The organism is Haloarcula sp. 1CSR25-25 (assembly GCF_032027985.1).
Lineage (GTDB): Archaea > Halobacteriota > Halobacteria > Halobacteriales > Haloarculaceae > Haloarcula.
Genome location: NZ_JAHYBW010000011.1, coordinates 12,710 through 25,490, shown reverse-complemented (window position 1 = coordinate 25,490; position 12,781 = coordinate 12,710). Strand labels below are relative to the sequence as shown.

Sequence of the window (12,781 nt, the reverse complement as noted above, 5' to 3'; positions counted from 1 at the left end):
ACAAACAACTCTCCGGACGATGACGCCCATCTCTAATAGGGATAAACCGATACAACGGTTGCCGTAATGGTCATGCCCCGCGAGTGGTTACAGGCCCGTATGGAGCGAAAGACGATCTCCGTCACCGGGATGTCGTGCAACGGGTGCGAACAGAACGTAGAGACCGCCCTGCGAAACCTCGATGGTGTGAATCGCGTTGAGGCCGACCACGAAGCTGACACGGTCGACGTGGTCCTTGAGGATGGAGTCGCAGACGACGATGTGAACGCGGCAATCGAACAGGATGGCTACGACGTGGTGGCTTAATCGGCCGTCACTCGACCGTCTTCCCGCTCGCCGTCGGTGCGTTCTTTTAGAGCGAATTCGGTATTGACACCCTTACCGGAGAGGAGCTGGCCAGCGAAGCTGTTGGCCAGCACCGCCGAGACAGACAGCACCATCGCGAGCATCGCGAACACGGGGTGAACGAGCCCTGTGGTCGCGGCGGCGACGCCGACACCGTTGAACGCGAAGGCCGTCACGAGATTCTGGCGAGTCTTCCGATAGCTCTCCGTGCCGATCTCGTAGGCGTCCACCACGCCACCGAGCCGGTCACCCATCAGGACGATATCCGCCGATTCGATGGCGATGTCGGTGCCGGCGCCGATGGCGATCCCGATATCGGCCTGGGTGAGTGCCGGCGCGTCGTTGATGCCGTCGCCGACCATCGCCACACGGTGGCCAGCTTCCTGCAGGCGACCGATCTCCTCGCGTTTCTCGTCGGGCAGCACGTCGGCCATGACGCGGTCGATACTGACCTCCTCGGCGACCGCGTTCGCGGTGCGCTCGTTGTCGCCAGTGATCATCACGGGCGTGATGCCGGCGTCTCGCATCCGCTGGATGGTCGCAGCGGCGTCGCTCTTGATCTCGTCACCGATACCGATCAGACCGAGTAGGTCACCGTCACGAACAACTCCGGCAACGGTGAGGCCGCGGCCCTGAAGTCGCTCAATGTCGTCGCTCCCCTTCGAAAGGTCAATCCCCTTGCCGCTGAGCCACCCCGGTTTCCCGACCAGCACGTCGTCGCTGCCGACGATCGCTCGGACGCCCTTGCCGGTCACCGAGTCAAAGGCGTCGGGATCCGCGTACTCGACATCTTGCTCGTCAGCGAACTCGAGGATCGCATCGGCGAGCGGGTGTTCGGAGAACGCCTCTGCACTGGCCGCAGTCGTGAGTACATCCACCTCGTCGGTGTCGAACGCGACGACTTCACTGACGGCGGGTTCGCCGACGGTGATGGTGCCGGTCTTGTCCAACACGATGTGGTCGACGTCGGGAAATATCTGGAAGGCGTCGCCGGAGCGCATCAGAATGCCGCGATTCGCCGCCTTCCCGCCGCCCCGGATGAGGGCGAGCGGTGTCGCCATCCCGAGCGCACACGGGTAGCCGAGGACGAGGACCGCCAGCGCTGCGAACGCCCCGCGCTGGACGTCGGAGGCTGCCCCCCACGCGAGCGGTGCAACCACCCAGAAGAGAACTGAGAGCGCGGCAATCGTCAAGACGCCTGGGACGAAGTACTTGAGGATGCGGTCGGCGAGATGGATGATGCCGGGTTTCATCGCCCGCGCCTCCTCGATCTCGCGTGCCACCTGATTCAGGAACGCGTCCTCGCCGGTTGCAGTTACCTCGATGAGCAGCGTCCCGGTCTCGTTGACGCTGCCGCCGATCACCTCGTCGCCTTCGGACTTCTTCTCGGGGATGGACTCGCCGGTAGCGACCGACTCGTCGACCGTCGATTCGCCCTCGACGACGGTGCCGTCGACGGGGATGTTCTCGCCGGGCTTGACGCGGACGCGATGGCCAACGTCGAGGTCGTCGATCGGGACTTCCTCGACATCGCCGTCGTCGGTGACTCGGCGTGCCGTGTCGGGTTGGAGATCGAGGAGGCTCTGGACGGCTTGGGAGGCCCGAGTGCGGACGATGAGGCTGGTGTACTCCGAGAGGATGTGGTAGGTGGTGATGAACACGGAGACGGCGAAGAAGTGGACGGTCGGGAAGCTCGGGAAGACGAACAGGCCGAGCAGTCCGCCGACGAGCCCGGCGAACGAGCCCGCTTCCAGGAGGACGTGCTGGTTGAAGATCCCCCGGCGCAGGCTCTGGTAAGCTTTCTGTTTGATGTATCGTCCTGGGCCGAACATCGTCCCGAGCGCCAGCCCGAGAGTCACGAGGTCCATCGCGAGCGACGCTGACTCGAAGCGCCCCATCACGAGGATCATCCAGCCCATCAGCACAGCAACGACGATGGATGCGCCGCCGGCGAGCAGGAGGCGGCGCTTGCCGTCGGCGAGCTCGGCCTGCTGTTGCTCGTATCGTTTCGCTTTGTCCGGGTCGCGGATGGTATAGCCGAGTTCCCGAAGCGTGTCCTTCACCTCGACCTCGCTCAGGCGGTCGTCGTCATACTGAACGAGGACCTCCTCGTGGGCGAGACTCACGTCGACGTCCTCGACGCCGTCGGTCCGGCTGTAGGCCTTCTTGATGCTCTCGGCACAGAACGAGCAGGACATCCCCCCGACGTTGAATTGTTCCTGTGTCGTTCCCATTGTGGTCGCTAGTTACCCAGCGAAGTGGATAACCATTACGACTAGAGTTATAGCGGTATCGAATAACTAAGACTGCTGTCGAGTGTGTGGCGTTACTCTTACTATCGTCGTTCCCCTACGTCCTCACAAGAATGGCGCTCCTCGAATCCGACGTGCCGATCCGTGAAGTCGTGACGACGGATCCGGAGAAAGCGAAGGCACTGGAGAACGACGTTCGGGCGAAGATCCTCGATATGCTCGCGACCGATGAAATGACGATCGAGGAGATCCACGACGAGTTGCACCGTCGCGGCGAGGAGAAGGCCGAGACGACAGTGCGTCACCATGTGAACGTCCTGAAGGATGCGGGGATGGTGGAAATCGCTCGTCTGGAAGAGGCTGGTGGAGGGACACGGAAGTACTACAAGTCGAACACGCGAGTCTTCTCCTACGATCTTCCGGAAGGCGCCGACAATAACCTCGCGCAGGCGCAGTCTACCGCGTCCGAAGAATTGACTGCCCTCATCGAGACGTTGTATGCGGACCACGGTACCGAGATTGAGGCGGTTGCCCGCGAAATGAAGCCTTGCGAGTACTGCGACACCCAGCATTACGAGGAGTTCATGGTTCGCGAACTCCTGAACCGTGCCCTCATCGAATTAGGCGAGAGCGGCACGCTCGACGATGTGTTCTCGACCGAGGACTGACGCTCACTCGATACAGCAGCTCATTTTGGACGTATTCCGACGGAACGCCTGACAGGCGTGTTTGAACGCCTCGGAGAACGTTGGGAACGGGTGGACAGTATTGATGATGTCGTCAACGGTGAGACCGAAATTCACCGCCAGCGTGGCTTCCATGATCATGTCGGCGGCGCGGGGGCCGACCATGTGGACGCCAACAATCCCGTCGGTCTCGTGGTGCTTCACCACCTGGACGAGTCCATCCGTGTTCTTGACGGCCTTTGCCCGAGGGACATCTTCCATCTGAACCGTCCGGCAGGAACAGGTACCGTGTTCGTCCATATATTCACGTTCAGTTGTCCCAACGACTGCTACCTCGGGACTGGTGAACACGACTGCGGGGACTGCATCGTAGTCGATGCTGACGCCCTCGTTGCCGAAGGCGTTCTTGACGGCGTGATTGCCCTCCTTGGCGGCGACCGTCTCCAGTTCGGGCTCGCCGATCACGTCCCCCGCCGCGTAGATGTCGGAATTGGTCGTCTGGAAATGCTCGTCGACGCGAATCGCGCCATCGGATTCGGTCTCGACGCCGACTGCTTCCAAGCCGATGTTCTCACTGTTGGGCTGGACGCCGGTTGCGACGAATAACGTCTCTGCGGTGAACGCTTGCTCCTCGCCCTCGATGACAGTCTCCACAGCGACGCCCTTCTGACCAGGGTCAGCACCACTGTCGGTAGCCACATCCTGAACCTGCTGGAAGTCGTTACTGGTCACGACATCGATTCCCTCCTCATTGAAGGCTCGTTGCATCTCCCGGCCGAGCTGACCTTCCATATCTGAGAGCACGTGACCGGAGCGCTGGAGAATGGTTACGTCGACGCCGACACGGTGGAGGATCTGGCCCCACTCCAGCGCGATGTATCCGCCACCAAGGATCACGATGCTCTCGGGGAGGTCGCGCCCCTCGAGGATGGTCTCGCTCGTGTAGTAGTCGACGTCGTCGAGGCCGTCGATGGGCGGCGCCCACGGTGAACTGCCCGTCGCGACGAGCGCCTTCTTCCCAGTAATGTGCGCGCCCTCGTCGGCGCCGTCGACGACCTCAATGGTCGTGTCGTCCATCAGCTGGCCGTAGCCCTCGTAGATGTCGGTCTCGAAGTGCTCGGCGACGTCGACGTAGTTCTCCTGCCGGAACCGCTCGACGAGTTCGTTGGTGCCGTCGAGTGCGTCGGCCCAGTCGACAGTCGGCTCTTCGGGATATGTGACGGCGTCGAAGGGATTCTCCGACGCTGCAGCGCCACTCTCGGCGACGGCGAGTAGATGCTTACTCGGGACACAGCCGACGTTCACGCAGGTCCCGCCGATCGGCAGGCCGGTGTTCACCATCGCCGTCGAGAGATCTCTCCGGCTCGCTTCGGTGATGGCGGCGAAGGCAGCGGCTCCGCCGCCGAGGATCACGAGATCATAGTCGGAGGTGTGAGTCATCTATACTGATACTTTACGATGGGAAGTTCTTATACTCCAGAGTCCGAAGCTATGGAGTAGGTTGGAGGCCACGAAGCTATGGCAGATACTACTTCATCGGCGCCCACGTGTGATGTTGAGGGGACGTGCTACTGCCCGCTCACAGGAGTTATCGACACGTTGAGCCGAAAATACGCGATGCAACTCGTCAGCATCATCGGCGCACACGACTCACTGCGGTTCGCGGAAATCGAAGATCATCTTCCGACTGCGAGCACGTCGACGATCTCGAAACGCCTCACTGAGTTCGAGGAGGCAGGACTCGTCTCACGGACGCAGTACAACGAAATTCCGCCACGCGTCGAATACGCGCTAACTGACGAGGGGGATGAGATTTGTTCGAGATTAGAACCCCTTCTTGAGTGGGCGACGGCGAACTCCTGACGTACGGACTCCAGTGAATTTCATCCCACATCTGAGGCTCCTCCATTCAGGTGGGGGTGTTAGCCCCAAGACTATCCTTTCTTCGTGTGCTACTGTGACACATGATAAACCAGGGAGCGTCTGCACCGTCGTTTACTCTTCCAGGTCTCCGTGACGGAGAACAAACCGAGTACAGCTTGGATGAGACAACTGCCAATAATCGGGCTGCGTTGCTGGTATTTTACCCGTTTGATTTCAGTCCTGTTTGTACAAACGAACTGTGTGCGATTCGCGATGCAGAGTGGTTTCAGCTGACGCCGGCGCTTGATGTCTGGGCAATTTCTGGTGACAGCGTCTACGCCCACCGAGCATTCGCCGAGGAATACGGCCTCAATTTCCCGTTACTTAGTGATAGTTCCGGGCGGGTTGCCGAGTCGTATGATGTCTGTTATGACGGATGGGAGAACCACGAGCGCGTCCCGCAGCGTGCCGTGTTCCTCATCGATTCCGAGCAAACGATTCGATACGCCTGGGCGACAGAAGATGCGCTCGAGAAGCCGGATTTCTTCCCTGTTAAAGACGCTCTTGAGACGCTGGAAGCGGAACGCGATGAACTCGGTCCTGAGGATGTCGAATTAGTAGTCGAATATAATGAGGAACCGGAACCGCTCACATAATCTGTTATTTGAGGATCGTTTCAGTGAACGCCGCTCCGATTTTCAGCTCATTGCGTCCTGGAACCGCTCACGGAGCGCGTCCTCCCGCTCCTCGAACTGGTCGATCTTCTCCTGCAGATCATCGTTGACGCGCTCGATGCTCGCGAGCGCCCGCTCGCCGGCGAGTGACGCCTGGGACCCGTCATCGCCGTCTGTCTCCAGCTGCTCCTCGTAAGCGCGTTCGACGCGCTCGATGGTGCCCTCCGGGTTGAACAGGATGTCGTTGGCCGTACGAACGTAGCCGTCCAGCGACGCGCCCTCCTTGCCCTGGAAGAAGTGAGTGAGTGCGTACGTCGCGCCGGAATGGAGCGTCCACATATCGATCTCGATCGGTGAGGCCGCGTTGGCCTCCGCATCGCTCGCAGCGCGCTCGGCCAGGTAGTCCGGGAAGCCCAGCAGGCTGTAGAACTCGGTGACGGTGAACGGCAGGTCCGAAAAGTCGAGGTCGATGTCCTGCGCATCTCGGATGAACCCGAAGAGGTCGTCGGCGACGAGTTCGACCTGGGCGAGAAGCTCCTCCCACCAGGTCCGGAAGTTCCGGATGTCCCCGACGTGCTTGATGACTTCCTTATCGGTGAGCGAGCGCATCGAATTCGAGCAGTACCCGTCCTGAGCGAATCCCTCCACGTAGACGGCGTGCTCACCGAAGAAGTCGTAGCCGGAGGTCACGCCCATCGTGATCGGGTCCGAGCGGCCCGGGAGGCGTACCTCGAGGCCGTCGAACATCACGTCCATGTGGACCTCGCCACCGCCCCGGTAGCGTCGAATCTCGCCGAACATCACGTCCCCGAGCGACGTGTCTTCGATGGTCTCCTCGCGAAGGACGTCCTCGAGGGGCTGGTAGACATCGGCCGGATTGATGATCGAGTAACTGTCTGTCGGGACGTGAAAGAGGGGGTCAGTTTCAGGCTCGCTCTCCGTCGCTTGGTCGCGAGCCCGACCCGGCTCGACGAGGGCGTTGAAGCGCTCCGTCTCGACCCACTCGTCGGTGTAGGGGTTTTGATAGGCCACGGTCGTCTCGACGGCCTGCGGGAGGTCGCGAACCGCTTCGGCGAAGGACTCTGGATCGTTGACCCTCTTCTTCTGGCGGTACCACTCGGGTAGTTCTGTGTCGGTTCGTCCGTCGACGCCAGCGAACACGGTGCTGGATTCTGGATCTTTCATTTTGGGTCACCTCGAAATCGGACTCATCAACCGCGACGGCGCTCTCATCACGCGCCCTGCGCCCCTCTCACGGGCGCAAAAACAGCACCTCTTAACCAACACTCTGCCCAAGAATCCAGCGCTGTTGGTTAATCATCTGGACGATCCCGACACCTGTCTTCAACTCTCGAACTCACTCGTCGGGCTGCCGGTGCCGGCGTACCTGCTCCGGATTCGGCACCCACGGATGGGCCTCCCAGCAGTGGAGAGCGTGCTCTCGTGGTGTGTCGAACAGCGCCTCGCAGGACCCACATTCGTAGGTCATCTCGGGCCAGCGTTCGGTGACGAACATCGCGGTCACCGTCGATCTGATCGGGTCTGGGGCGGTCGACCGCCGAACGTAGTCGTACCCGATCACCGTCCGTCGACGAAGAGCCGACCGCGCTAGCCGTTCGGGCTTGTCCGTTGGGAGATACACCCAGCGGACGAACGCCTCTTCCGACGCTTTTGCCGACGGTTGGAGTATGAACCATCGGTCGTGCTCGTCACAGAAGAGATACCGCTCAGTGCCTCGATTCTGGAGATAGAACGGATCACCACGACCGGGAATCAGTCGAAGCCCCACGGACGGCGAGATCGGGCTGAGAAGCCGGTCTTCAAGTGAGGGCGAGCGGGACACACCGGACGACGTCTCGGCCTCGAACTCGTCGAGCGTCACTTCACCGGTCATGATTCGTCACGATCTGGCCTGTCTACGTCTCTCCTCGCTGTTCGCTCGTTGTCGCGCTCGTGCCGGTCGTTGTATCGTTCGAGTTCCCGGCCGATGCACTCCAGCGCCTCGACAGCCCGTTCGATCAGCTGGTAGGTGGATCGGGAGAGACGAAGAGCGTCCATCAGGTGGCCTCCTCGTCCGGCTTGACGAGGTCGTTGCTCTCGGCGATGAGTTCTTGGACGGCAGGGGCAGGATCAGCGTCGACCGGCAGGGTTCGATGATCGAGCGGAGCCGGATACGCGCGATCACCCTGCGCACAGAGTATGAGTAGCCAGTCCTCGCTTCCCTCGCCAAGGACGACGTAGTGGTCGATGTCCTGGCGCTGGAAGACCGTCCGATCTGTCCGGTTCACGACACTCCAATTCGCCGGCAGCGACGCCGACGGGTCGCCACCATCCGGCGTGAGGGCGTGGTGGTCGTTGAACTCGCCGAGTGCAGCTTCGATGTCGTCGCCGGTAAGATGCCAGCAGTCAGCCGGCCCATCGCACGCCAAGTGACTGATCACCTCGTTTCGGAACTGGATGTAGTGTTGGTGAGCGACGTTCTCGTCGTCATAGTAATCGAGGAGGAGCGCACAGGCGAGCTGCGCCGGCCCGCTCCCCACGTAGCCCCACTCGAATCCCGCCGGGCTGTGTCGTACGAGCTCGAGGCTCCGATCCGGGGTGAGGCGCTCGTGTTCGGTGAGCTTTAGCACGACCGGCGTTCCGTCGACGCGCATGCCGACGTACTCGACGTCGTCTGCTGTAGACTGGCTGTGATTACTCTCATCCTGTACTACCGTTCTTGGATGGGTGCTCGAATCGATCTCCATAGGTCGAACGCGGGGCTTCGGATGCCCCGCACCCCTCTTGGGGGCCGACAAACCACACCGGACGAGCACACCCAAGGAGCCACACCGCTGAAAACGCGGGTCTAGAGCCAGTCACTGACGTACGCGACGTGGCCGGAGGGGTCAGATACTGATCGTTCAATGACTGGTCCGTCGCCTGTTCTCTCCCCCGTTGCAAATCAGCGCTCAGAGCCGTAGACAATTGCTGAGCGGCTTTCATAGCCACACTCCCGACACTCGAACCATCGTTGGATTTTGGCGCCGTCAGCACTCTTCTGGCCGACGACGACCTCGTTGTTCGGGCACTCTGGACAGCGGAGGTCGGGCTCGGGGCGCTTTTCGAGTTCGTCCCGAAGCGATGAGGCGTCCTTCGTCGCGAATCCGCGCGACCACACCGGGTAGCCGTCGACGAGAATCGCCGCCCGCCACTTATGCACGTACGAGTCCGGCGCTCGGTGCAGGACTGCTCGCGCGTCGGTCTCTATATTTCGGTACGCCAGGGTCGGAGTACGGCTCTCTCGCGTCCAATTGGTGAGTCGTGTCATCGTTGTTCCTCGAAGAGACAGCGAGCAGCTGCGTCGTCGCCGGCGAGCGTCTGCTGGTCCTCGGCTGTGTCGGCGAAAAGACTGGACTGCTCACCCTCGGATGTTTGCTCAACTTCGGGTCGATCGTCGACGCCGAACTCACACGCCTCAGGCTGATCAAGACGCGAATCCCGGTCACGATGATCCACGTCAGCGCCGAAGTCCTCAAGCGAGGTCTCAACGCTTGTTTCGGTTACTTCGAGTTGGCCATCGTCACGGAATGCGGTCTGTCGTTGAATCTCGATCTCTGGTCGATCGCTCATCTGGATTGAGCCTCCACCCACCGAGGCTCCGACAGACACCTCCGGGCGTTGGGTCAATCGTCTTGTGCGCGGATTTCGCTGGCCCGCTGTTCAAGCCGGCGGAGGATTTGGACCCGTTGCTGATTCGCGTTCTCGTAGGCGACGCAGGCTCGCAGCGTCTCCATATCGTTGATCGTCACGATACCAGCGTTGATGAGTCGCGTATTCGATGGCTCGAGCCGTTGTTCTGGCGAAAGCTCGCCTTCGTCTGTTGTTTGACCGTCTGGATTGCTCACTGATAATCGCCTCCGCCACTGCTGAGGCGACAAAAAACTCCCCTCGCCGTTACCCGTCTTCTTCCTCGGGTTGGATCTGGCGAGCGTCCTCCGCGAGATCGTGGATGTATTCTCTGAGGGTTTCCATGTCCTCGCGAGCGTCTTCGAGGGTCTTGCCTTTCGCTTTCGCGATTACCTCGTCCTGATCTCTGGTACCGGTTCCACGCTTGAGCTTTACGGTGAGGGAGACGCCGACGTCACTTCGTTCGACGTACTCCGTTCGTGTCGTCTGTTCGCTCGATTCAGCCGATTCGCCATCCGTACGAGATGGTTGGGTATGTTCTGACATGGATTTCTTTCGGTGATTGGTATTTAGATGGACGGTGCGGCCGGCTCGCCGGGTGTTTCGTGAAGGACTGCGTCGATCTCGGGCCCGGTGAGTCGCCAGCGTCCAGCAGACCCAGCACAGTCCAGTTGGCTCACGACCTCGGTTTTGAATGCCTGGTAGTGGTCGAGGGCGAACGCCTCGTCTCCCGTGTAGTCGAGGAGGAGTGCGAGCGCGAGTTGTGCCGGACCACTACCACCATATCCCCATTCGAATCCCGAGGGACTGTGATTCACCAGCGCGAGACTCCGTTCTGGTGTGAGCCGTTCTTGGCCGGGACGTTTCTCAACGATAGCCTGCCCGCTCTGCCGATACCCGACGTAGACGATGTCGCAGCCGCTCGCTGGGCGTGTCTGTTCAATCGAGTGTGTGTCGCTAGGTCTACTCATCGGTCTGTTCGGGAGCTACTCGTTCGAGCACCCCCGCACCCCTCAGGGGGTGAAAAACAGTCACAGGGACTGCTTGCCCCTACGCGAGATGGGAGATATCGGCTGGTTCCTCCACGTCGTCGAATTCACCACGCTCGACCGGCTCCCAATCCTCCCCAGGTGCTGGACTCCACCAGTCGACTTTGTAGGCCCCCGGTGCGCCGAGGATTTTCACCCGTGCCGATCCATCGGGTAGGTCACGACGGAACTTCTCGTCGACGTGAAGGTTCCACGTCGAGTCGGTGTCGAAGCACGCGAGCACAGCCTCCTCGTAGCCACGGTCTTCTCTGGATTCCCGGAGGATGACCTGCGTGTTGCAGTTCTTGCAGAACACTCCCTCGAAGGGAATGTGACTGAATATCTCGTGCCCGCAGACCGGACACCAGAGGAACTCGAACAGTGCTTCGCTGTGGCGGTCGATGACTTCCAGACTCATCTGTGGATCTGGCCCGCTTGAGACGGGCCACCCATCCCGGCCCACAAATAAACGTCATTCGCCGTGAGGGATGTCGATTGGTGCTGTACTGCTGGCAAAGGTTTATCAGACCACACTGTGTATGGTTTTGTATGTCCGCTCCCACGGCCGGAGAAGCCGGAGACGAAGCCGATAATGAGTCTCCTGAAGCTGTTTCTCCTGAGGAGGCACTTGAGATGCTGCCTGACGAAGACGAGTTTGAGGCCGAATTCTAACACTCGCCTTTATTACTCCTGTTTGCTTGCTGTTCGTATAGATGGGCCGACGATACGTCGTGTTCTTTGAGCCAGCTCTGACGAATCTTGATGCGATGGGGAATCATATGGCGACACGGCTGGAAAACCAAATCACGGATTTTCTTGATGCTTGGCGCCCTGAGGCCGCTTTTGCAAAACCGCTGCAGAGTGATTTATGGCAGTTCAAATGGTCTCCTAGAAATGGTAGCGGTGCGAGAGCGTTTTCTGGGTACTTTGCCGGTGACGAACACAACATCGCGCTTGTGCTGGTAACGTTCAAAAAGAATAACGAGGACAAGTTCAATCTCCAACAGAAGGCATTCAATTCTCGTGCAAAGTCATTAAATAGAACACTTGATAGTAAGTCTCCTTCAGATATCGGCACTTGGCTGGAAGACCAGCGGAACAATTCCGATAGAAAAGTTCTCGACGAAACCGATATTTAGCACGGTAAAGGCGGGGATGTCCCCTCAGCGCTCGGCGCCGTACACGATCCTTGAGGGCGCTTCGTACCCACAGTTCCGACACTCGAACCAGCGCTGGACCTTCGCACCGTCAGCCGATTTATCACCGACGACCACGTCACCGTCCAGACACTCCCGACAACTCATCTCGGGAGCAGGTTGGTCGCGGAGAACGTTCCTGAACGCGTTCGCGTCTTTCGTCTCGTACCCCCGCGACCACACTGGGTAGCCGTCGACGAGGATTGCGCCACGCCACTTGTAGCGGTACGAGTCCGGGGCTCGGTGTAGGACAGCCCGAGCGCCGGTCTCGGTATTCCGGTATGCGAGTGTGGGTGTGCGGCTCTCGCGCTTCCAATTTGTGATCCGGGACATCTGTTAGAAGTGGACGTCGGCGGGCACGATCCAGAGCTCCTCGCTCTCCTCCAGCACTCGATCCAGGTGGTCACGGTGACGGATACCGTTCCCATATTCGTTGTACAGGAATATCGTTGGCCCGTCGTAGGCACCGACCTGGTGGAACGCGTGCCGAGCGAGATCTTCGTCGCGCATGATCTCCTCGTTGGAGAGCTCCTCGATGGCCTCTTTCACCCGGTCGAGATTACGCTCGAATTCCTCCTTCGTCGCCTCCCAGCCACGCTCGAGCAGGTCTTCGCCGTCATCGGAGTCGACGGGGGCTGCCGTCGGCAACTCCCCCCATCGTGCCTTCCCCGCAACGGACGTGTCCTCCTCGTCGAAGGTCACATAGTAGTCGAAGACGGCGCCGGCATGTGGGTCCGCGCCGACCAGGCGATCGAACACCGTCTTTCCGGTGACCAGCGCGTCGTCGTGCGTCGATGCCTCTACCAGTGCGTAAATCACCATATGCATCTCGAACACCTCGAAACGCCGACGCATCGGGAGTGATTGCTCGCTCGCTCCTGCTGCGCCGGCACCCATCGCCGGTGCAATAACAAACACGGCTCTCATGAGAACTCATAACTGATGATTGGCATCTGAGGCTGTGTGAATGGCTGAACGTAGTATGAGTGGCTTGAGCTATATTGGGTGTGTGATTGATTAGAACAGAAGGGAACTTTTACGGCTGAATGTGTTTGGAATGAAATGAGG

The 12,781-nt window shown here is 60.1% G+C and carries 20 protein-coding genes; 6 read left to right on the top strand and 14 right to left on the bottom strand.

The window, feature by feature from the left end; translation table 11 throughout:
- Positions 1–99 precede the first annotated feature (99 nt).
- Positions 100–306 carry a heavy-metal-associated domain-containing protein gene (locus tag KZ498_RS21950; RefSeq protein WP_058365359.1) on the top strand — a complete coding sequence of 69 codons (207 nt, stop codon included), beginning with the start codon at positions 100–102 and terminating at the stop codon, positions 304–306.
- Here KZ498_RS21950 and KZ498_RS21945 read toward each other — a convergent pair.
- Positions 303–2,579: a cation-translocating P-type ATPase gene (locus tag KZ498_RS21945; protein WP_123115064.1), complete on the bottom strand. Its 2,277-nt coding sequence runs from the start codon at positions 2,577–2,579 to the stop codon at positions 303–305. The two genes, KZ498_RS21950 and KZ498_RS21945, sit on opposite strands and share 4 nt — an antisense overlap.
- A 131-nt stretch (positions 2,580–2,710) precedes the next feature.
- Between KZ498_RS21945 and KZ498_RS21940 the strand changes: the two genes are divergently transcribed.
- Positions 2,711–3,265, top strand: a complete 555-nt coding sequence (locus tag KZ498_RS21940; RefSeq protein WP_123115218.1) for a winged helix-turn-helix domain-containing protein — start codon at positions 2,711–2,713, stop codon at positions 3,263–3,265.
- 3 nt (positions 3,266–3,268) lie between these two features.
- Here KZ498_RS21940 and merA read toward each other — a convergent pair whose 3' ends face one another.
- The gene (gene merA / locus KZ498_RS21935) at positions 3,269–4,723 is read right to left on the bottom strand and encodes a mercury(II) reductase (protein WP_144906847.1); all 1,455 of its coding nucleotides are present in this window, start codon (positions 4,721–4,723) and stop codon (positions 3,269–3,271) included.
- Between the two features lie 78 nt (positions 4,724–4,801).
- Between merA and KZ498_RS21930 the strand changes: the two genes are divergently transcribed.
- Positions 4,802–5,146, top strand: a complete 345-nt coding sequence (locus KZ498_RS21930) for a helix-turn-helix domain-containing protein (RefSeq protein WP_080508382.1) — start codon at positions 4,802–4,804, stop codon at positions 5,144–5,146.
- Between the two features lie 101 nt (positions 5,147–5,247).
- On the top strand, positions 5,248–5,802 hold the full coding sequence (locus KZ498_RS21925; protein ID WP_080508383.1) for a peroxiredoxin: 555 nt from the start codon (positions 5,248–5,250) through the stop codon (positions 5,800–5,802).
- Between the two features lie 42 nt (positions 5,803–5,844).
- Here KZ498_RS21925 and KZ498_RS21920 read toward each other — a convergent pair whose 3' ends face one another.
- The 10 genes from KZ498_RS21920 to KZ498_RS21875 form a co-directional block, all read right to left on the bottom strand.
- Positions 5,845–7,005, bottom strand: coding sequence for a hypothetical protein (locus tag KZ498_RS21920; RefSeq protein ID WP_058365921.1), 1,161 nt, complete (start codon positions 7,003–7,005; stop codon positions 5,845–5,847).
- 172 nt (positions 7,006–7,177) lie between these two features.
- A complete protein-coding gene (locus KZ498_RS21915) occupies positions 7,178–7,714 on the bottom strand; it encodes a hypothetical protein (protein ID WP_092635722.1) in 537 nt (178 codons plus the stop codon).
- Positions 7,711–7,878 (bottom strand): hypothetical protein, encoded by a 168-nt coding sequence (locus KZ498_RS21910; protein ID WP_176791249.1) that lies wholly within the window; start codon positions 7,876–7,878, stop codon positions 7,711–7,713. The genes KZ498_RS21915 and KZ498_RS21910 overlap by 4 nt, the downstream gene beginning before the upstream one ends.
- Positions 7,878–8,567 (bottom strand): DUF6166 domain-containing protein, encoded by a 690-nt coding sequence (locus tag KZ498_RS21905; RefSeq protein ID WP_092635720.1) that lies wholly within the window; start codon positions 8,565–8,567, stop codon positions 7,878–7,880. Before KZ498_RS21905 ends, KZ498_RS21910 begins: the two co-directional genes overlap by 1 nt.
- A 197-nt stretch (positions 8,568–8,764) precedes the next feature.
- The gene (locus KZ498_RS21900; protein WP_092635718.1) at positions 8,765–9,130 is read right to left on the bottom strand and encodes a hypothetical protein; all 366 of its coding nucleotides are present in this window, start codon (positions 9,128–9,130) and stop codon (positions 8,765–8,767) included.
- Positions 9,127–9,432 (bottom strand): hypothetical protein, encoded by a 306-nt coding sequence (locus KZ498_RS21895; RefSeq protein WP_092635716.1) that lies wholly within the window; start codon positions 9,430–9,432, stop codon positions 9,127–9,129. Before KZ498_RS21895 ends, KZ498_RS21900 begins: the two co-directional genes overlap by 4 nt.
- 53 nt (positions 9,433–9,485) lie before the next feature.
- Complete coding sequence (locus KZ498_RS21890) at positions 9,486–9,707, bottom strand: hypothetical protein (protein ID WP_092635714.1); 222 nt, start codon at positions 9,705–9,707, stop codon at positions 9,486–9,488.
- A 49-nt stretch (positions 9,708–9,756) separates the two neighbouring features.
- Positions 9,757–10,035 (bottom strand): hypothetical protein, encoded by a 279-nt coding sequence (locus tag KZ498_RS21885; RefSeq protein WP_092635712.1) that lies wholly within the window; start codon positions 10,033–10,035, stop codon positions 9,757–9,759.
- Positions 10,036–10,058: 23 nt separating this feature from the next.
- Positions 10,059–10,460, bottom strand: a complete 402-nt coding sequence (locus tag KZ498_RS21880; protein WP_092635710.1) for a DUF6166 domain-containing protein — start codon at positions 10,458–10,460, stop codon at positions 10,059–10,061.
- Positions 10,461–10,539: 79 nt separating this feature from the next.
- Complete coding sequence (locus tag KZ498_RS21875) at positions 10,540–10,935, bottom strand: hypothetical protein (RefSeq protein ID WP_092635708.1); 396 nt, start codon at positions 10,933–10,935, stop codon at positions 10,540–10,542.
- A gap of 131 nt (positions 10,936–11,066) precedes the next feature.
- Here KZ498_RS21875 and KZ498_RS21870 point away from each other — a divergent pair, with 131 nt between their 5' ends.
- Complete coding sequence (locus KZ498_RS21870; protein WP_255409719.1) at positions 11,067–11,189, top strand: hypothetical protein; 123 nt, start codon at positions 11,067–11,069, stop codon at positions 11,187–11,189.
- A gap of 41 nt (positions 11,190–11,230) precedes the next feature.
- Entirely contained in the window at positions 11,231–11,656 is a 426-nt protein-coding gene (locus tag KZ498_RS21865; RefSeq protein ID WP_144800164.1) for a hypothetical protein, read from the top strand.
- Between the two features lie 24 nt (positions 11,657–11,680).
- Here the strand turns inward: KZ498_RS21865 and KZ498_RS21860 are convergent, their stop codons facing one another.
- Together KZ498_RS21860 and KZ498_RS21855 are read right to left on the bottom strand one after the other, a co-directional pair.
- Complete coding sequence (locus KZ498_RS21860; RefSeq protein ID WP_092635706.1) at positions 11,681–12,046, bottom strand: hypothetical protein; 366 nt, start codon at positions 12,044–12,046, stop codon at positions 11,681–11,683.
- 3 nt (positions 12,047–12,049) lie between these two features.
- Complete coding sequence (locus KZ498_RS21855; RefSeq protein ID WP_092635773.1) at positions 12,050–12,541, bottom strand: hypothetical protein; 492 nt, start codon at positions 12,539–12,541, stop codon at positions 12,050–12,052.
- Between the last annotated feature and the right edge of the window lie 240 nt (positions 12,542–12,781).